Here is an 18,879-nt window from a genome sequence, read left to right as displayed (position 1 = left end):
CCAAACCAAAATGATCATTCGGGCTTGGGTAGACTCTCACAATCATTGCTGTGGGATTGTTCGAATCTAATCTTGCGCCATTTCAGCTTGCCTCATCGGCATTGCATCTATTTTTTCAAATAGCTTTTGGGTGGATAACGGATACCGTTGGCGAAGTTTTTCGGTACCGTCTTTTCCAATGAGGACCACTGTATAGGCGCTTCCCTTCACATTAAAACTTTTTCTAAACTGTTCAACTAATTGCTCTGGATTATTTTCAGATTGAACAGCTTCCCCTTCATTTAATACTTGGTCTTTGCCAATGACCTGCCAAACCGTTAAATCTCGCTCGGAGATGCCGCTCGCGTTTTGATAAATGTCTTTCATTTGGCGGCTATACAAAGGGTGCGTTGCATAAGGCGTTATGACAACTAACACACGTTTTTCCCCTTCGACTTGTTTTACCTGTTGGGGCCAATCCGCCTTTGCAGAAAAACTCAACAGTGCCAATACCAACGTAAACAAGACGTTATAGTTGCTGCACACCAGCCATTGGCATTTAATTTTTTCCATATTTCACCCTATTTCGTGATTCAAATGCTGATACAAGCACAGCACGGCTAAGCAATGACTCACTTTTATTTACGTTGATTAGCGCTGAATTGATTAAAAAATCAGTTTGTTAACTCCAGCTAAGCAACCTCTGTAACTGTAGCCTTGTTTTAGCCTTATGCGGTAAGTATTCACGCTGAAAATAAGGGGTAGAACAAAGAACTCCTCGATCTCCTATCAATCCCCCTTTATCCGTTAGCGAAGCGCTCCAATAAAAAAGGCTTGAGTGATGTAACTCAAGCCTTTCTTTACAACCGCATAAAACCTTGATTATTTCATTTTAATCCGTACTAATCGGTTATTCGCAGTGATGTAGAGCGTTGAAAAGTCGTTGTTAAACGCAAGATTACCGGTCGGTTGACCGGTCAATATTTGACCCAGCAATTTGCCTTCAGGAGAGAGTAAAAGCACTCCATCTGGCCCTGTGGCAAACAAAACTCCCGTCGGATGGATTTTTAATCCATCGGGTAAACCATTGCCATCCGCTACCATATGAGTTGCATCAAACAATATTTTACCTTCGCCTAACATACGGTTTTCATCAATCGGCCACGCCATCCATACCGCGTGTTTTGGATCTGAATTTGCCACGTATAAGACTGACTCATCGTTCGACATAGCAATGCCGTTTGGGTAGCTGAGTTCAGTTGAAACTAACGTAACGACTCTTTCTTTTGAAATACGAAAAACACCATTAAAATCAAGCTCTCTATTGACTTTATCCAACGGTCCTTGAGGTAAACCGTATGGTGGATCGGTAAACCAAATGGTGCCGTCTTTTTGTATGTGTAAATCGTTAGGGCTATTGAATTTTTTACCCTGGAAGTTATCCGCAAGCGTTTCATATGACGGTTTGGGATTTGCCATTGATGATCTGAGCTTGCTCACTCGACGATCACCATGTTGCGCCAAAACCAGTTGTCCCTCTGCGTTTAAAGCCAATCCGTTTGAGCCCTCATGACTGGCATTTGGCAGCAAGCCAGTTGCTCCAGCGGGGTTTAAGTATTCTTGCAAGCCTTCATGTTCGCTCCAACTCAACACTAAATTTCGCGGCACGTCACTGAATAAAACTTTTTGTTCAGACTCCACCCAAACAGGGCCTTCAGACCAAGTAAAACCGCTTGCTACAACTTCGGGCTCAATCGAGTCGTCCAAAATTGCATTTAAACTGGCATCATAAATTTCAATTCTGAGCGGGCTTGCCGCATTAACGTCTTGAATTTTGTCACTCGTTGGCATTTGCGTCGCTGAACATGCGATCAGGAATACACATAATAGTGTTGAACTAATTGACTTAATCAACATTTAAACTTCCGTTATTAACTACACACATAGTGAGCGTTTCAATTTTAAAGGCACAACGATCAAAAGGTCTATTAGCAGATTAGTTACACTTTAGCGTTCTGCAAAGACATAACAATTTTTAGCTGAATAAAAATACTGATGACCGAGTTTACAAACGAAAGGCGGCTAATCGCCGCCTTTCTTCAGAGTCAGTCACGACTGACTAAGCGTTAAACTTTACATAAAAAGTCTTCTTTTCTAGATACTGTTCAAAGCCGTATTTGCCGTCTTCACCACCACTTCCACTCAACTTATAGCCGTTGTGGAACCCTTGATGCTGCTCGCCATGACCTCGGTTCACATAGACCTCTCCAAATTCCAACTCTTGGTTTAATCGCATGATTAAACTCATGTCATTGGTATACACCATACATGCAAGTCCATATTCACAATCGTTGGCATATTCAATGGCTTGTTCAAATGTAGAGAATTTAACAACCGGCAATATCGGACCAAATGATTCTTCGTGAATAATCGTCATATCCTGACGAACGTCAGTCAGAATTGTCGGTTCAAACCAAAAGCCTTTTTCAAATTCAGCACCTTGAGGACGACTTCCTCCGTGAGCCAGAGTAGCCCCCTCTTTCACTGAAATATCCACAAGCTCTTGCATATGTTTAAGCTCTGCTGCGTTCACTTTGGGCCCCATGTCTGAGCTTGGATCCATAGGATCACCCACTTTAATGGCTTTGACTTTCGCCATAAATTTGGCCATGAACTCGTCATAAACAGACTCATGCACGTACAAGCGTTCGTTGCAGGTACACACCTGACCGCAGTTGTCAAAGCGTGAATGCAGAGCGCCACTCACTGCTTCATCAATATCAGCATCTGCCAATACGATAAATGGCGCTTTCCCGCCGAGTTCCAATTGCACATGTGTTAAGTTCTGTGCTGCAGCCCGAGCAATAGACTGACCTGCTGGCGTGCTACCTGTCATCGTCACCATTTTAGTAATAGGGCTTTCAACCATAGCTGTACCCATGACTCGACCTGGGCCTGTAATGATATTGAGCAGCCCCGGAGGCATACCTGCTTTAATGGCCAAGTTGCCTAATTCCAGCGTCGCCAATGGCGTTTCTGACGTTGGTTTGACAACAATTGAGTTGCCTGCGATGAGTGCAGGTCCAATTTTTCGTCCAGCAAGCGCAAGTGGGAAGTTCCACGCCGTGATGGCAGCAACCACGCCTCTTGGGATCTTATGGATAAATATGTGTTCGTTTTCGTTATCAGATGGAACAATATCACCTTCAATTTGGCGCGCCCATTCACATGCATACTCTAAGAAGGTGCAAGTAACATCCACTTCCATTTGAGCTACACGAAGCAATTTCCCTTGTTCTTTCACCAACAATTCCGCTAAAAATTCGCGTGATTTTTTAATTTCCTCAATCAGCTTTTTAACCACATCAGCACGTTTTTTGGGTGGAACTTTTTTCCACTCTTTTTGTGCTTTGTCGGCAGCCTCAAGCGCTCGTTGAGCATCCGCTGCTGAACCGTTCTGAATCTTGGCTACAACGGTTTCATTTGAAGGACTAATTACATCAACGGTTTGTGCAGTATCTGAATCAGACCATTGGCCATTTATAAACAATTGATATGTTTTTGGGTTTGTCATGCATTTGTTCCTTGAAGGAAGAGAGCCGCGGGAATGCATCTGTACCGAACTCTAATTGTTAACAATTAACGTTTTGTACATTGATATAACAGATACGATTGAAAATAAAGTTCGATAGTGAAAAGTTTTGACGATGAATCAAGGAATCTTGGCTGACATTGATCTGCTTCAATGTGCGTTCTGCACAAGTACATGAATTAACAGATGATGATACACGCGATTATACGTGCCTGTTTCGTTGTGCCCAAGTGCCAATAAGTACGAATAAGCTCACTAAAACAATACACAACCACTGAATCGGTAACTGCTTTAACTGCATGGAAATCCAGGGAGATAGTTTGATAATCACCATTCCAAACCCCACGGCATTTACAAAAATGAAGACCGCTGTGCGAACAATAAAGTTTTGACGTCGCAGTGACTTTCTTAAAAGTCGATTAATATCAGCACCAAATACAATCAACAGACACGCCGTTAACGCAGTGGATACCTCAGGAAGCTGAGCATATAGCCAACTACTAAATTGAGACACCTGACTCTCCCAAATAAGATAATTACCCACGCCATAGTACCTATTTGACTTTATTTATCACCTGTTAAGGCACAATTCAGGAAGCAAAGGTGACGTGCGCTTAACAACTGGTTAAACTGCTAGCCTTTATCAATCACTAGGAACCGCGATGAAGCAATTATTCGATTTTCTGCCGCTCCTCGCCTTTTTTGTTGGCTATAAGTTGCACGATGTTTATGTCGCAACTGGCGTATTAATGGCTGCTACAGTCATTCAAATCGTTGCCGCAAAACTCATATGGAACAAAGTAGAAAAGATCCACGTAATCACTTTGGTGATGGTTTTAGCGTTTGGCTCGCTGACCCTGTTCTTTCAGAATGATGCGTTCATCAAATGGAAAGTCACCGCGATTTACGGTGCAATGGCTGTCGCCTTATTGGTTGGCCAGTGGGTGTTTAAAAAGCCGCTCATTAAAGCAATGCTGGGCGGTGAACTAGATTTACCTCACGATGTTTTTGTGCGTCTTGGCTATGCTTGGGCTCTATTCTTTTTATCGTGCGGGTTACTCAACGTCTATGTGGCTTTTTCATTGTCACAAGAGACTTGGGTTAACTTTAAGGTATTTGGCTTAACTGTATTAACAATCCTCTTTGCGATCTCGCAGGGGTTTTATATTTGGCGCTATCTTCCAAAAGAGACTGAAGCCGAACCCATTGAACATTCAAAGGACTAAACATGTATTACATGATTTGCTCTGAAGACGTTGAAAATAGCCTGCCCCTGCGTAACAAGGCACGTCCAATGCACCTGGCTCGGCTCGAGCTTTTGAACGAGGAAGAGCGCCTGTTAATCGCAGGCCCTTGCCCTGCTATTGATAGCAACGATCCCGGTGACGCTGGCTTCACTGGCTCGGTGATCATCGCCGAGTTTGCAAGTTTCAGTGCCGCTCAACAATGGGCAGACGACGATCCATATGTCGCAGCTGGTGTTTATTCAAAAGTGACTGTGAAACCTTTTAAGAAAGTTCTACCATAGCTTTTCCTCAGCAACACTCAGCCATGGGTGTTGCTGCAGCTCACTGGTCGGCTCACTAACAATTAACTTTCTCTTGTTTCGCAACACTCTTGATGGTTCTATAAGATGATGCTGTAAAAGCATTAATTCACTTTTTAAAAAGAGCAATGTGCATGGACGCGTATCGCACCTTACTATTAATTTTAGCGAGTATATTTTTAACCGCTAACTGTTGGGCAAATAGCTCAGATGAACTTGAACAATCTTACAGTCACTATCGAGATAGTGACCATGCCTATGATTTACATACTATTTCATCAGCAGCGAATTACATTTGGTCGCCGTTAGACACCCGTATCCCCAATTACTCATTTTCCGATGCGGCACATTGGATCAAAATCGAACTAAGAAACACAACGGGCGCACCTTACCAGGGGTTTATTTCAGTTAAGACTCCTCACCAAGATTACCTTTCTGCCTTACTTGTCCGTGAAGATGGCACTCGGACTCAAATAAAAACAGGTGATCGAACTCCGTTTAAAAGTCGCATTCAAGATCATCGACACTTTCATTTTGAATTAGCATTGAATGATAACGAAACCACCACGTTCTATTTACAAGCTAAAACTCATGATGGTTTGTTTGAGGCTCTTCCTATAGAGATTCTGCCAGAAGAACAATGGCACAGAAGTACTCGAATGGATTCATTTGTATTTGGGTTGTACTTTGGTGCAGCCTTCATTCTGCTCCTTTACAACCTTATATTGTTCACTGTCACTCGTGAGAAACTGTTTTTTTTATACAGTGTTTATTTAACCGCTTTCATTGCTTGGAACATCACCTTTACTGGATTCGCATTCCAGTACCTTTGGCCCAATGCGCCGCATTGGAATAATATCTTTTTACCTATTTCTATTATTCTCAGCTTTGCATCGCTGAGCCTTTTGAGCAGCTATTTTCTGGACATCAAAAATTCATCACCGATGCTGTTTAAAGCACTAGTTGTGATGAACAGCTTGCAAATTTTTCCGCTGCTTTTGGCCATCCTCGATAGTTACGCCACTGCATTCGCATTTATAGTGCCTGTTAGCACCGTGACCTCAGTCATCATCATGACCGTAGCGACCAAGCAAGCTCTCAAAGGGCTTCGGTCAGCGCAGATATTCTTAGCGGCATGGGCTGTACTCGTCATCAGTATCTTCGTTTACTTAGCGCAGATAATGGACATTATTCCTGCAACATCAATAGCAGCTCAAGCACTCAATGTTGGATCGATTATAGAATTCCTGATTCTAGCAATCGCCTTAGCTGACCGATTCAATCGAGGGCAACAACACTACTTAGAAGAGCAAACTGAATTAGCTCAATCTCATTCTCGCCGCTCTAAAAAGTTGATGGAAATTGTAAATGAGCGCACCGAGCAATTGGACATGGCCAATGCGCAAATCGCCAATATGGCAGCAACCGATCCACTCACAGGCTTATACAATCGGCGTTATTTCGCGAAACAAATCGAGATCATATTGACTGACACCATTCATCAAGGGGATTTCTTTTGTATTTTGCTGCTCGACCTAGATTACTTTAAAGCCTTCAACGATCGATACGGACATGCGGCGGGTGATAGAGCTCTCATCCATTTTTCACGTGTATTCAAAAAACATTTTGAAGGCACAACGGATCAAGTCTTCCGCGTTGGGGGCGAAGAATTTGCAGTATTGTTCAGTGATAAGGATGTAAACAGCATTCAGAGTAAGATTGGGTCACTTCGCTTTGCGATGAGTGAAGTGGAAATCCAACTGCCCGAAGAACAAACCGGTCGGGTTGGTTTTTCAGGCGGTGCAGCTATTGTGCCGTCAAATTCCTCAAAGCCTGGTTCTTCATTGGTATTTAGGCTTGCCGACGAATCCCTTTATGAAGCCAAAGCGCTGGGACGCTCTGAGACTGTAATACGTTTGATGAACAAGCGCGATGCGAACAAAAGCACCAAATTACAAGAAACTGTTTTATAAACAAATTAAGGCCTACAATCGTAGGCTGTTCCAACAAAGGTTACAGATGTTTCAAAGCTAATATCTCTTGGTAGATACACCACATCAGCGCCACGTTGTGCCGCTTGATTTCGAATATCATTGAGCGATGATTGAAGCAATTCTCGATTAGAAATAAACCAGTAATTATACCAGTGGCCTTCGGTACCTATCACTTCACCCAACGATTTACACTCTGCCACGTCGTCTTCCAAAAAACTGATGCGTGTGCCTTCAGAGCCTTGGTAAAGGTCAGTGTGCGTGCATCCAGCCAATATTAGCGCCACCCAAAACAACATTTTTTTGAAATATGGGGTTGACCTTTGCATCATTCAAAATTACCTTTGTGATGTAGGTCACACTTTTAAGTCTAAGTTACCTACTTGTTAAATTATATCTCAGCTATCAACGATCACTATAAGAGTGATGCGATTCAAGCTCAAGGAGTCAACTATGTCAGGTTTCATCGAATTACTCGGCATTGTTAAAGCAACCGGTTGGTCTCAATACGGAGTAGGTCGTGATCAGACCATTTCTCAAAGCTCTAACAAACCGTCGCGGCATTTCAGCTATATGAATAGCAGCGGAAATGAATAAATAAACTTAAAATACCGGCCTCAAGCCGGTATTTTTTCGTCCGATTTAAGTCTCTTTTTGACTGTTTTCCGAACTTGATTTTTCTACTGTGGACGAATCAATTTGCTTGTTTGAACGCACTCCTAACTCCTTAAGCAAGGTCGCTTGGCGCACCAAATTACCAGTACCCGACTCAAGTTTGTTTTTGGCGGACTCATAATCTTTTGTAGCACGGCCTAACGCGACTCCAACTTTATCTAGATCTTCAATAAAGCCCACAAATTTGTCGTAAAGTTTGCCAGCTCTTTGGGCAATCTCCAGTGCGTTTTGGTTTTGCTGCTCGACCCGCCATATGTTGTTGATGGTTCGCAAAGCCACCATTAAATTAGTGGGGCTAACCAGCATAATGTTATTGTCGAGTGCATGTTTAATTAGGTCGGATTGCGTTTCCAACGCCGCCACAAAAGCTGCTTCAATGGGCACAAACATCAGCACATAATCCAATGTGCGAACACCTTCTAAATCTTGATAATTTTTAGCACTTAGCTCTCGAATATGCCCTCGCACTGAGGCAACATGCTGTTGCAGTGCTTGCTTTTTAATTTCTTCATCATCTGAACTGCTTAGTTTCTCATAGGCGGTTAACGACACTTTTGAGTCAATAATAATGTCTTTTTCTTGCGGCAAATGAATGATCACATCAGGCTGATAGCGTTTACCGTGTTCGTTTTTCAATGCCACCTGCAATTCGTACTCACGCCCCTGCTTTAGCCCTGATTGGTCGAGCAGCCGCTGAAGCACCACCTCTCCCCAATTTCCTTGGGTTTTACTATCACCTTTCAATGCCTTGGTTAAATTGATCGCATCGTCTGACATTTTCAAATTAAGAGTTTTTAAATCGTCGAGCTCTTTTTTCAACAGTGCCTGCTGTGCAAGATCAGCTTCGTTCTTTTGAGAAACTTGCTGCTGAAAACCGCTAATTTGCTCTCGAAACGGTTTTAATAGTGCTTCCAATCCGTTCTCACTCGAGGCTTGAAATGCTTGTGTTTTCTTTTCAAAAATACGATTCGCCAAATTCTCAAACTCTTGGGCGAGACGTTGCTCCGAAGCTTCTAACAATCGCTGCTTTTCGGTCAATGCTTCGGTTTGATTTTGATAGCGCTCTTGCAAGGTATCGCGTTCACGCAGTACGTCTGATAGGTGTTGTTGAAGCTTGATTTCATTGTGTTTGAATTCTTGTTCAACGACTTGAAGCTGATCTATTTGACGAAAGGATGCTTTTTCACTGGCTTCCAGCCGAGCAATTTCAACCTGTAACTGCGAACGACTATTCTGCAATTGCGTCATTGAATCTTTGGCTACGGCATAGTCGGAATTCAAGCCTTGATGAGCCTGTTGCAGCGCCAACAACTGCTGTTCATTAAGTTGTTGAATCGCATCTACACGCGTCTTCCACAAAGAACGTGTGAACAACCAAGTAAATAAACCGACAACAACACTGCTGCTGACAGCTAAAGCTAGCCAAAGTTGGGGAGTTAATGATTGAAGCAACGCACAGACCTCTTTCCTTTTACCTCAATCAGTTAGCCTATGCGTTGTGAGGAGATTTGCCAATCTAAAATTGAGTTATTGCATATCTTCGTCAAGCGGATCATCAGTCAGGGAATCTAGCAATCGAACTTCAGCCATAATATCTTGAATCACTGATTTAGGCAGTCCCTTGTGCCATTTACTCTCTTGCAAATAGGTATGAATATCAGGATGACCTGTGAGCCACTCTAAGTGCTCGATTAACTCGAGAGCATCAACATCTTGTATTGACTCGCAACCTCGCAAAGCTCGAATGCATTGCACCGCGGTCAAATTTTCTAAAGGCCCAGAAGGCACCCCGAATAGACCTTGCCAATTCATATTCTTCACTCTCTTTTTACGACTACTCCCTTTATTAATAGCTGCCGAGGGTGACAGTTTCATGACGTTTGAGGGGGATGTGATGAAAACCACATTTACTTTAGAAACGCGGCCATTAAGCGACCGATGAGCACTCCATCATGTGCTTGATTTAAGCGACTGACTGCCTTTTGATACCGCTTATGGGGAATACGTCCCTGGCGTAATCCCATCAACTGCATTAAGTAATTCGGGGTAAATTCCGGATGCCCTTGGAAAGTCAAAACTTGTTCACGCCACAAAAATGAAGCATTTGGGCAAAAGTCGCTCCCGTACAAACGCTTGGCATCCTCAGGCAATTGAATAACCTGATCTTGATGACTTGCAATCAGCGATAAGTGCGTTGGAAGCCCTTGATATTGACTATCACATTGGTAGGTCATGACACCCAGGCCCCAACCTTGCTCTGCACGGCTGACCTTACCATCAAGTAACAGCGCGAGAAGTTGATGTCCAAAACAAATCCCAACAAATTTTGCGCCCCGATTCAAGGCACTACAGGTGAATGATTTTAAGTCTTGAATCCACAGTTCTTTACCAAAAGCATCGGATTTAGAACCTGTAATGAGGAATGAATGGTAATGCTCTGGATCAATCGGATACTCTCCCTGGCGAACATCAAAGACATCACAATCAATATCCAGTGGAGCAAATAGCTGCTCAAACATGTATCCATAGCTATGAAATTCAGAAACTAAAGTGGGGTCGAGTTCATCTGCATTTAATATTGCAATTGCCATTTATTTCTCCTACGTATCTTGGTTAATATGCATCAGCTACAATGGCGATGTAGACCGATTTCAAGCTCAGTATTAACCCAAGCTAAATCAACAAGTAGAAAGCGAAGTAACATGGAGATTGCTGCGTTATAATTGCGCCACATCAACATTGTCCAACCCTCGACTATACATATATGGACACAAAGCGTTCAAACAAGGAAACACCCCATGCTTATTGAATCACTGCAAGGCATTCCTGCATTTGCTCTTTATTTTGCCGTTGGTTACGGACTTATTCTGTTATTTGGAGCGGTTTACAGCAAAGTAACGCCCTATTGTGAATGGACTTTAATGAGCCAAAACAACAAAGCTGCTGCCACTGCTTTTGGGTTGAGCTTAGTGGGCTATACCATTCCTGTTGCGAGCGCTGCGATCAACTCAGTTAGCTTGGTTGACTATGCCATGTGGGGCCTAGTTGCGCTGGTAACCCAGCTCATTACATTCACCACTGTTCGTCTTTATATGAAAGGACTCATTGAAAAGATTAACGAAGACCAACTCTCTGCTGGCATATTTTTGGGCTGCGCTGCGATCGCAACTGGCATTTTAAATGCAGCTTGTATGACATATTAAGGACACATGATGAAACGTTCTAAGTGGATTAAATTATCAATCATGGGAGCTGCTACCGGCTCACTTATCGGCTGCTCACAAGAGCCTACTGTACCTGTTGTGAATTATTCTGATATCAGTGAATGCGTCAATGATCGTCAATTTACCGAGCAAGAATGTGTCGCACAATACCAACAAGCTAAAGCGGCATCTGCCGAAGACGCTCCAAAGTATGAGAACAGCCAAGATTGCCAGACTGATTTTGGCCAACAAGGATGCTACAACAACGGGGGGCTTTGGCAACCACTCATGGCCGGTTTTATGATGTCTCGTATGGCAGGAGCCGTGGGGGCTGGACTCAGCGGCAACAGCTCACGTCCACTGTATCGCTCGAACGATGACCGCTCAGCATACAGAACGGCAAACAATGTGCGAACTGGACAAGTCGGCGATACTCGACCACGTTCAGCGCCCAATAGCCTCATGTCGGCATCACAAGCCAAAGTCTATAGTCGCTCTGGCAGCATGGGTGCACGTGCAAATACCATGAGTCGTGGTGGTTTTGGCAAAAGTACCCAGCGCAGCAGTGGCTGGGGCGGTTGACGTGTTACGTGTTCCCATTGCGCCTCGCCACAACTTACATGACATTGCACGCCAATGCGGATTTGAGTTTCATACAATTGATGATGAACTTTACTGGGACGAGTCGGCCTACTACCAGTTTAGTCTCAACCAAATTGAGAATGATTTAGAGGATCCTACCGCAGAGCTTCACCAGATGTGTTTGGATTTAGTCGATGACGTAGTAAAGTCTGATGAACTCATGCAACGTTTAAGCATTCCCACACAATACAGAGACGCTGTGGCTAAATCTTGGCGTGATGGTCACCCGACACTGTATGGCCGAATGGACTTTAGCTACGATGGTCGATCTCCTGCCAAACTGCTGGAGTACAATGCAGATACTCCCACCTCGTTGTATGAAGCTGGTTTCTTTCAATGGATGTGGTTAGAAAACCAGGTCGATGCGGGCAAGTTGTCACGCGCATCCGACCAATTTAATTCAATTCAAGAAAAACTGATTGCTCGCTTCACCGATCTGAACTCCATTCCACTGACGTTTAGCTGCTGTAAAGATACCGCGGAAGATCGCGGAACGGTGGAATATTTGGAAGATTGCGCTCGCCAAGGGGGCGCGTCAACAGATTTCATTTTTATTGAAGACTTGGGAATTAATGATCAAAGCCAATTAGTTCGGCTCGACGACCGCCCGATTCAGGCTCTATTTAAACTTTATCCTTGGGAGATGATGTTTGAAGACGAATTTGGTGCCTATTTGAAAAATTGTGACAACTACTTCTTGGAACCCATGTGGAAAGCAATATTGTCTAATAAAGGGATTCTTCCTCTATTGTGGCAGCGCCACCAAGGGCATCCCAACTTGTTACCCGCATGGTTTGCAGATGATTCACCTGAAGTGTCAGTTGATTGCGTTAAGAAGCCGTTATTTGGCCGCGAGGGAGCCAACATCAGCTGGCTTAAACAAGGTCAAATCACTCAAGTATCCAATGACCAAGGTTATGGACACGAAGGCTATGTTATTCAACAAGCTCAGCCGCTGCCCCAATTTGATGGCAATCATACATTGATTGGCAGCTGGATCATTGCCAATGAACCGGCAGGCTTGACCATTCGCGAAGACAAAAGTGCAATCACACAAGACACATCGCGTTTTATTCCTCATATCATCCTAGATTAATGTGTATGTGCCGAGGCGCTCTCTATAGAGCCCTTTGTGGCGACCTATCATTCATTGTGTCTAAACTGCCATTCAAATGAACATCCAGCTGTGGAAAGGCTATTTCAACGCCAAACTGACTGAATTTTTGATAGATACAATTATGAATAAAATGCGTGGCAGGCAACCGGTGAGCGGTCTCAGCGGTAAATGTTCTGAGCTCAAACAGCAATGAGCTGTCGCTGAACTCGATAAAAAACACGTCGGGTACTGGGTCTTCCAGCGTGTACTCACACTCTTTGGCGGCATCAGAAATAAGCTGCGTCACCAAATCTGGATCTGAATTGTAGGCAACCCCAACCTTAATTACGATTCGTGTAATAGCGTCACTCAGTGACCAATTCACAAAGTCTTCAGTAATGAAGGCTTTATTCGGGATAATCACTTCTTTTCGATCCCAATCTATCAAGGTGGTCGCGCGCGTATTAATTCGCGTTACGATGCCAGTCATATTGCGAATCGTCACGGTGTCACCGATTCGAATAGGCTTTTCAAACAATAACATGAGGCCCGATACGAAGTTGGCAAAAATTTCTTGCAGGCCAAACCCCAACCCCACAGTCAGTGCCGCTACCAACCATTGTAAACTCGACCACTCAAAGCCCAATGTGCCAACCGCGATCATCATGCCGATGACTAAAATCAAGTACTTGGTAATCGTACTAATGGCGAAGCCCGTACCCGGCGAGAGCTGCATCCGCTGAAGCACTAAGATCTCCAACATACCCGGTAAATTGCGGACACTCACAATCGTAAAAATACACGTCGCAATGGAAGTCACTAGCAGTTTAAAGGTAATTGGCGTGGCAACCTTGCCTTCCGCCCCCTCGCTATACACGGTCCAAAGGGTAAACTCATTTAGAGAGCTAAACGAGTCGAATGCATCGCTCCAGATAGGTAACAAAGCAAAGTAAAGCAACAATAAAAATGCAGTGCGTAATAACTTTGACGCTTGCGCCCCTACTTCACTAAAGTCGATATAACGGTCTTCGAGCTCTTCAAGAGGCGCTTCATTTTCGTCATCTTCATCGCGTTGAGCTAACACAGCAGCTCTTCTTGCTAAAGCTCTTTCAAACGCCATTCTTCGATAAATGATGGATATACCGCGAAGACTCAACAGGTAAGCGACATGAACAATCGTAGCGGCCAAAATGGTCCAGATATAATCCATAAGAAACATGCTACTCGCAACCATGTATCCGGCCGCAAGCATAACGAAACTAATGATGGGGATAGAAATAACAAACCACCACAACATTCGAATAGGCGTTCTCATACCGCCTGACGACTTTGCGTTATTTTGTAGCAAGCGATAGAGCCATACGGTAGCCACTGAAAATAGTGCAGAGCTGACCATAAGAAGCACACGCACTGGATTATTAAACAGATCATCACCGCTGAAAATAGTGCTCCACTCATAGATCAGAATGGATATGAGTAGTAACGGTGAAAACCAGAAGATATGGCGAGCCACCATAATGACAGAGTTCGCATCTAAGCGAAAATGGTGGATGAACACGCCCACAGGATTCATCAAATGCTTGGCAAAGCGATTAATTGAAATACCCAAGGCGATCATAATTATCAATTGCGGCAACATGACCAGTTGATCTTTGTTAAATGTTACCGCCAGCATAGTCACAGTCGGCAAAGCAAGTGCCAGCACCACAAGTCCTGCCACTGCGACCCACGAATAATGACCTTTATCACGCTTCACATTGCCAATTCGATCTGATATTCGCGTTAAGTATTGGTTATATCGAACCTCAAATCGGCGATAGTACACGTATGACAGCAACAAAATCAGAATTGGGAAACTGTTTACGCCAAAGTGATCCATGGTCACTCGCCACTCACCTTCCAACGCTTTCAGTACATTGCCCATTTGAATCCAGATATCTTTAATGTCGTCTGCACTCACAGGATATATATTTGGGATCCAAGTGAGGTGTAAGAATGCCAAAGAATGCAATTTCTGTTGTTGAGCAGTTAAGGCTTCAATGTTGCTTTGCGCCTGCCTCAATAACACATCAATTTGTTCATTGAGATCTATATTTCGGTTCAGTAACTGCTGCTGCAAGTGCAATAACTCAACCTCGTCGGAGGTTTGAAGATCGTTTTCAAGCAACTTGCTTTTTCTCAACTGATTTCTAAATGAAAAACCAGATACTCTGATTTCATTCGCTTTTCGGTTGACCTCGCGTAAGCTGGGAATGCTTTGCAAGGTTTCTAGTTGCTCAATAATGGCGGCCGAAAATTCCACAGTGGGGTCGAAACGGTCAACACCTGTTTGCAACTCTCTCAATAATGAGTTGATGCGTTCAGAGATCCGACTCAAATCCTGAAATCTGATTTGGTATTCTTCAAGCTGATGTTGTGCCAAACGCAGTGAAGATGAGAGTTTCACGTTGGTGTCAAATATATCCTGCTCAATGACACTTCCTTCCGTAACTTTTTTGGAAGCTGCGTTGAGAGACGCCAAAGTTTTCTCAGCATCAACTTTTCTAAGGTGTGCTAGAGCTTGCGATGCAAGTTTAAGCTTTTCATCGATGACCGAAAGTTTGAGTTTGGATTGCTCTGCTTTTAAACGTGCCAATTCCATTCGATTTGCAGATGAAAGCTGCTCTAGACGAAGCATCTTACTGCGAGCATTTTTCGAATTACGTTGCGCAATGACTAACATTTGCTGCGCTTCAATCCTCGACGCACTATGTTCAGAATGGGGCAGAGAAATGGCAACCTCTGATATTTGCCGCGCAACCTCTTCAATCTCTTGGGGGATTATCGTCAGACGGTCACTGATGGTTGAGACGTCTTCTTCACCTAATCGAATGTCGGCATTGGTGGTCAGTTGACTGGTTTTAAGCACACTGATCAGCTGTTCAGTTTCGGCGAGGGATGACGATTCTAAACGCTGAGTGAAAGTTGCCTGATCGAATTCAGGTTCAACGTTCAAAGCCCGAACGAGGCTTGAATAACTATTAATGACGTCCTGATAGCCAGCAGCGGCAATCTCATAGTGTTCTCGTTCGGCAATTTCTTGCAAGATATTGTGATAGAGCGAGATTATTTCTTCGGGAGCACTTTCGGCATTATTTAATAGTTCTTGAACATACGGCTTGCTCACTTCACGTGCTTGAACACCGAAAACAAGCGCTAACGTTATAAGAAGAACTCCACAATAAAGGCCCCATATATTCATGAATAACCCTGAACCACATGATATTGAATGCTTTTGTACACTCAGTGTAGTCGAGTTTTATCGAATTTGAGGCCGATAGGTGAGCATTCCTAACTCATACTATTCATCATGTCTCGGTACAAATTTAAGTATTCAGGGCTGGACAAAACACTTTCATCAGCCAATACACCACGCTCAATGTAGGCAGCCAATACAGAGGCTTGATCACGCCCAGGAAAAGTCACTGCCCCCGTTGCAATCGCTGCTGCACAAATAAAATCAGCAACGTTCAGAGGGCCTGATTTAGGGGGAACCCCCACTGTTAGCTCTTTCACTGCGCACAATATAGATGGATCAAAATCCCACTTTTCAAGTAAACGCATACCTATTTCGGCTTTCAGCGAATGAGCCACTTTTACCATAAGGTCCACATCACTACTGACTTTAGGTAAGCGTTCCATTTCAAATAATACAGGCAATACACCGATGTTATGGACAACCCCTGCCAGTGTAATGACCTCCATATCGATATGGCTTGCAGACCGATTTAATGACAACAATGCCGAAGCGCTGCAAGCAACCTGCATTGCTCTTTTCCAATTATTTTCTAGCAATTCAAACACAACTTCGTTTTGGCTCACGTATAGCTGTTCCATCGCCATCGCCAAAGCGATGGTTCGAATAGCCTTCAAGCCGATGCGATTTGCTGCATCTTGAATGGTAATCGCTTTGACCTGAGCGCCAAATAACGCTGAATTGGAAAGTTTAATCATGCGTGCCGCCATTCCTGCATCACGACTGATCAATTCTCCAATATCGCGCAACGACATTTCGTCACTTTCTACGGCATCACAAACACTCATCGCAACTTCGGGTAAGCTCGGAATGACTAATACATCACGTGCAAGTTTGTCCTTAAACGTTAAAATCAATGCGTTTTCTAACGACAAAACATTCTCCTTTAAACTTCGTGAATACTCATATTTTAAACACAAAGCTCAGACTGCGAAAACCAAACGGTAAGTCAGAAGTATGCCACAAGCGACCGTCATCGTTGTGAGCAAGATCAGATTATATCTTCGAGTATCTTCAGCGCGTCTACTGCGTTTTAATCCCACTAGAAAACTCAAGAAACTCAAGCCTGCACAAAACCAAATTCCGTATAACAAAGGCCCTGTGTATGCAAAATTCCACTCTGAACGAATCGTCACACCATAATATCGTGCAATCCCTGAATTCATCTCAGGTCTCGCAAAATGAAAAAGAATCAAACAGACAATAAAAAGCACCCATGAAGCCACTGCAGCTGTGCGCAATGCGCGAATACGCCAATCAATTCCATGCCTTCTATCGACGCCATCCCAAACCATTCAAACTCCTTGACAACAAATTTCATTTAAAACCGACTAAATGTGGCCTGTAATCCTTACGACACTCTTGTTTAACTTCATCTTACATGTAAGATGTGGTTCTTAATATAAGTACACTTAATAAGGTTTTCGGAGTAATTAATTCATGACCCAACCAACTGTAGCCGCTGTATTGGCTGGCGACTTCTCGGTCGATACCGAAGTCACTGTCAAAGGCTGGATTCGCACTCGACGCGATTCCAAAGCCGGTATTTCTTTTCTAGCCATTCACGATGGTTCGTCTTTTAATCCAATACAGGCAGTTGTTCCGAATACTCTTAGTAATTATGACGATGAAGTAACTCGTCTAACATCAAGTTGTTCAGTTTCTGTGACGGGCACTGTGGTTGAATCCCCAGGCAAAGGCCAAGCGTATGAAATTCATGCAACTTCAGTAGAAGTTCTTGGATGGGTTGAAGATCCAGATACCTACCCTATGGCTCCTAAACGTCACAGCATGGAGTACTTACGTGAACACGCACACTTGCGTGCTCGTACCAACGTCGGTGGTGCGGTCACTCGCGTACGCAACTGCTTGGCTCAAGCGATTCACCGCTTCTTTCATGAACAAGGTTATGTATGGGTAAGTACTCCTATCATCACCGCAAGTGACTGTGAAGGTGCTGGCGAAATGTTTCGTGTCAGCACATTAGATACTGAAAACCTGCCACGCGATGACAAAGGCGCGATTGATTACAGCGAAGACTTTTTCGGTAAAGAAGCTTTCTTAACAGTTTCAGGCCAGTTAAATGCTGAAACCTATGCCTGTGCGTTAGGTAAAGTTTATACTTTCGGCCCGACGTTCCGTGCAGAAAACTCAAACACTAGTCGTCACTTAGCAGAGTTTTGGATGGTTGAGCCAGAAGTCGCTTTTGCGGATCTGGATGATGTTGCGAATCTCTCTGAAGCTATGCTCAAGTATGCTTTTAAAGCCGTACTCGAAGAACGAGCTGACGACATGGAGTTCTTTGCGCAGCGTATTGATAAAGACGCACTGAATCGCCTCCAGCGTTTTGTTGAAAGTGACTTCGTACAAATCGACTACACTGATGCAGTTGATATTTTGATGAACTGCGATCGAAAATTTGAATATGAAGTTAAATGGGGTATCGACTTACAATCTGAGCACGAACGCTATTTAGCTGAAGAACACTTCAATGCACCTGTGATTGTGAAAAACTACCCTAAAGACATTAAAGCTTTCTACATGCGTATGAACGAAGATGGCAAAACTGTTGCAGCAATGGATGTATTAGCACCCGGCATTGGTGAAATTATTGGTGGCAGCCAGCGTGAAGAACGCCTCGATATGCTTGATGCTCGTTTAGAAGAAATGGGGCTCGATAAAGAAGACTACTCTTGGTACCGTGATTTACGCCGTTACGGAACCGTGCCTCATTCAGGCTTTGGCCTTGGCTTTGAACGCCTTGTTAGCTATGTCACAGGTATGGGTAACATTCGTGATGTTATTCCATTCCCTCGTGCGCCGAAAACAGCCGACTTCTAGCTCGAAAATCAACCTAATA

The 18,879-nt window shown here is 43.8% G+C and carries 18 protein-coding genes; 8 read left to right on the top strand and 10 right to left on the bottom strand.

Features of this window, described 5'->3' with window-relative positions; translation table 11 throughout:
• Positions 1-66 precede the first annotated feature (66 nt).
• The 4 genes from NAF29_RS09605 to NAF29_RS09590 all read right to left on the bottom strand — a co-directional run bounded on the left by NAF29_RS09605 (position 67) and on the right by NAF29_RS09590 (position 4,085).
• Positions 67-552 carry a DUF4174 domain-containing protein gene (locus NAF29_RS09605; RefSeq protein WP_251261330.1) on the bottom strand — a complete coding sequence of 162 codons (486 nt, stop codon included), beginning with the start codon at positions 550-552 and terminating at the stop codon, positions 67-69.
• 309 nt (positions 553-861) lie between these two features.
• Positions 862-1,896, bottom strand: a complete 1,035-nt coding sequence (locus tag NAF29_RS09600) for an SMP-30/gluconolactonase/LRE family protein (protein WP_251261329.1) — start codon at positions 1,894-1,896, stop codon at positions 862-864.
• A gap of 202 nt (positions 1,897-2,098) precedes the next feature.
• On the bottom strand, positions 2,099-3,553 hold the full coding sequence (aldA, locus tag NAF29_RS09595; RefSeq protein ID WP_251261328.1) for an aldehyde dehydrogenase: 1,455 nt from the start codon (positions 3,551-3,553) through the stop codon (positions 2,099-2,101).
• 220 nt (positions 3,554-3,773) lie between these two features.
• Positions 3,774-4,085, bottom strand: a complete 312-nt coding sequence (locus NAF29_RS09590) for a DUF3392 domain-containing protein (RefSeq protein ID WP_251261327.1) — start codon at positions 4,083-4,085, stop codon at positions 3,774-3,776.
• Positions 4,086-4,233: 148 nt separating this feature from the next.
• Here NAF29_RS09590 and NAF29_RS09585 point away from each other — a divergent pair, with 148 nt between their 5' ends.
• The 3 genes from NAF29_RS09585 (at position 4,234) to NAF29_RS09575 (ending at position 7,090) form a co-directional block, all read left to right on the top strand.
• Complete coding sequence (locus NAF29_RS09585) at positions 4,234-4,797, top strand: septation protein A (protein WP_251261326.1); 564 nt, start codon at positions 4,234-4,236, stop codon at positions 4,795-4,797.
• Positions 4,798-4,799: 2 nt separating this feature from the next.
• Complete coding sequence (locus tag NAF29_RS09580; protein ID WP_251261325.1) at positions 4,800-5,099, top strand: YciI family protein; 300 nt, start codon at positions 4,800-4,802, stop codon at positions 5,097-5,099.
• Positions 5,100-5,251: 152 nt separating this feature from the next.
• On the top strand, positions 5,252-7,090 hold the full coding sequence (locus tag NAF29_RS09575; RefSeq protein ID WP_251261324.1) for a sensor domain-containing diguanylate cyclase: 1,839 nt from the start codon (positions 5,252-5,254) through the stop codon (positions 7,088-7,090).
• Positions 7,091-7,095: 5 nt separating this feature from the next.
• Here NAF29_RS09575 and NAF29_RS09570 read toward each other — a convergent pair whose 3' ends face one another.
• Positions 7,096-7,440 carry a DUF4156 domain-containing protein gene (locus tag NAF29_RS09570; RefSeq protein WP_251261323.1) on the bottom strand — a complete coding sequence of 115 codons (345 nt, stop codon included), beginning with the start codon at positions 7,438-7,440 and terminating at the stop codon, positions 7,096-7,098.
• A 121-nt stretch (positions 7,441-7,561) separates the two neighbouring features.
• On the opposite strand from NAF29_RS09570, the gene NAF29_RS09565 reads away from it, so the two are divergent.
• Positions 7,562-7,705: a hypothetical protein gene (locus NAF29_RS09565; RefSeq protein WP_251261322.1), complete on the top strand. Its 144-nt coding sequence runs from the start codon at positions 7,562-7,564 to the stop codon at positions 7,703-7,705.
• Positions 7,706-7,750: 45 nt separating this feature from the next.
• On the opposite strand, the gene NAF29_RS09560 is transcribed toward NAF29_RS09565, so the two are convergent.
• The 3 genes from NAF29_RS09560 to NAF29_RS09550 form a co-directional block, all read right to left on the bottom strand.
• Positions 7,751-9,235 (bottom strand): DNA recombination protein RmuC, encoded by a 1,485-nt coding sequence (locus tag NAF29_RS09560; RefSeq protein WP_251261321.1) that lies wholly within the window; start codon positions 9,233-9,235, stop codon positions 7,751-7,753.
• A gap of 75 nt (positions 9,236-9,310) precedes the next feature.
• On the bottom strand, positions 9,311-9,595 hold the full coding sequence (locus NAF29_RS09555) for a hypothetical protein (protein ID WP_251261320.1): 285 nt from the start codon (positions 9,593-9,595) through the stop codon (positions 9,311-9,313).
• 95 nt (positions 9,596-9,690) lie between these two features.
• Positions 9,691-10,374, bottom strand: a complete 684-nt coding sequence (locus NAF29_RS09550; protein ID WP_251261319.1) for a glutamine amidotransferase-related protein — start codon at positions 10,372-10,374, stop codon at positions 9,691-9,693.
• A gap of 207 nt (positions 10,375-10,581) precedes the next feature.
• On the opposite strand from NAF29_RS09550, the gene NAF29_RS09545 reads away from it, so the two are divergent.
• The 3 genes from NAF29_RS09545 to NAF29_RS09535 are packed head-to-tail and all read left to right on the top strand — an operon-like array spanning position 10,582 to position 12,724.
• Positions 10,582-10,986: a DUF350 domain-containing protein gene (locus tag NAF29_RS09545; protein ID WP_251261318.1), complete on the top strand. Its 405-nt coding sequence runs from the start codon at positions 10,582-10,584 to the stop codon at positions 10,984-10,986.
• Between the two features lie 9 nt (positions 10,987-10,995).
• A complete protein-coding gene (locus NAF29_RS09540; protein WP_251261317.1) occupies positions 10,996-11,568 on the top strand; it encodes a DUF1190 domain-containing protein in 573 nt (190 codons plus the stop codon).
• A 1-nt stretch (position 11,569) separates the two neighbouring features.
• The gene (locus NAF29_RS09535) at positions 11,570-12,724 is read left to right on the top strand and encodes a glutathionylspermidine synthase family protein (protein ID WP_251261438.1); all 1,155 of its coding nucleotides are present in this window, start codon (positions 11,570-11,572) and stop codon (positions 12,722-12,724) included.
• 22 nt (positions 12,725-12,746) lie between these two features.
• Here the strand turns inward: NAF29_RS09535 and NAF29_RS09530 are convergent, their stop codons facing one another.
• Complete coding sequence (locus tag NAF29_RS09530) at positions 12,747-15,965, bottom strand: mechanosensitive ion channel domain-containing protein (RefSeq protein WP_251261316.1); 3,219 nt, start codon at positions 15,963-15,965, stop codon at positions 12,747-12,749.
• Between the two features lie 89 nt (positions 15,966-16,054).
• The gene (locus NAF29_RS09525) at positions 16,055-16,894 is read right to left on the bottom strand and encodes an HDOD domain-containing protein (RefSeq protein WP_251261315.1); all 840 of its coding nucleotides are present in this window, start codon (positions 16,892-16,894) and stop codon (positions 16,055-16,057) included.
• 565 nt (positions 16,895-17,459) lie between these two features.
• On the opposite strand from NAF29_RS09525, the gene asnS reads away from it, so the two are divergent.
• Positions 17,460-18,860: an asparagine--tRNA ligase gene (gene asnS, locus NAF29_RS09520; RefSeq protein WP_251261314.1), complete on the top strand. Its 1,401-nt coding sequence runs from the start codon at positions 17,460-17,462 to the stop codon at positions 18,858-18,860.
• Positions 18,861-18,879 lie beyond the last annotated feature (19 nt).

The sequence above is a fragment of the Echinimonas agarilytica genome (genome assembly GCF_023703465.1).
Taxonomy (GTDB): domain Bacteria; phylum Pseudomonadota; class Gammaproteobacteria; order Enterobacterales; family Neiellaceae; genus Echinimonas; species Echinimonas agarilytica.
The sequence above is the reverse complement of the archived record's forward strand: the minus strand, read 5'-3'. Positions and strand labels throughout refer to the sequence as shown.

Coding starts and splice junctions, on each gene's coding strand:
- asnS (WP_251261314.1), top strand. CDS start 17,460: ATGACCCAACCAACTGTAGCCGCTGTATTGGCTGGCGACTTCTCGGTC.
- NAF29_RS09555 (WP_251261320.1), bottom strand. CDS start 9,595: ATGAATTGGCAAGGTCTATTCGGGGTGCCTTCTGGGCCTTTAGAAAAT.
- NAF29_RS09580 (WP_251261325.1), top strand. CDS start 4,800: ATGTATTACATGATTTGCTCTGAAGACGTTGAAAATAGCCTGCCCCTG.
- NAF29_RS09565 (WP_251261322.1), top strand. CDS start 7,562: ATGTCAGGTTTCATCGAATTACTCGGCATTGTTAAAGCAACCGGTTGG.
- NAF29_RS09540 (WP_251261317.1), top strand. CDS start 10,996: ATGAAACGTTCTAAGTGGATTAAATTATCAATCATGGGAGCTGCTACC.
- NAF29_RS09585 (WP_251261326.1), top strand. CDS start 4,234: ATGAAGCAATTATTCGATTTTCTGCCGCTCCTCGCCTTTTTTGTTGGC.
- NAF29_RS09600 (WP_251261329.1), bottom strand. CDS start 1,896: ATGTTGATTAAGTCAATTAGTTCAACACTATTATGTGTATTCCTGATC.
- NAF29_RS09550 (WP_251261319.1), bottom strand. CDS start 10,374: ATGGCAATTGCAATATTAAATGCAGATGAACTCGACCCCACTTTAGTT.
- NAF29_RS09605 (WP_251261330.1), bottom strand. CDS start 552: ATGGAAAAAATTAAATGCCAATGGCTGGTGTGCAGCAACTATAACGTC.
- NAF29_RS09545 (WP_251261318.1), top strand. CDS start 10,582: ATGCTTATTGAATCACTGCAAGGCATTCCTGCATTTGCTCTTTATTTT.
- NAF29_RS09530 (WP_251261316.1), bottom strand. CDS start 15,965: ATGAATATATGGGGCCTTTATTGTGGAGTTCTTCTTATAACGTTAGCG.
- aldA (WP_251261328.1), bottom strand. CDS start 3,553: ATGACAAACCCAAAAACATATCAATTGTTTATAAATGGCCAATGGTCT.
- NAF29_RS09575 (WP_251261324.1), top strand. CDS start 5,252: ATGGACGCGTATCGCACCTTACTATTAATTTTAGCGAGTATATTTTTA.
- NAF29_RS09570 (WP_251261323.1), bottom strand. CDS start 7,440: ATGATGCAAAGGTCAACCCCATATTTCAAAAAAATGTTGTTTTGGGTG.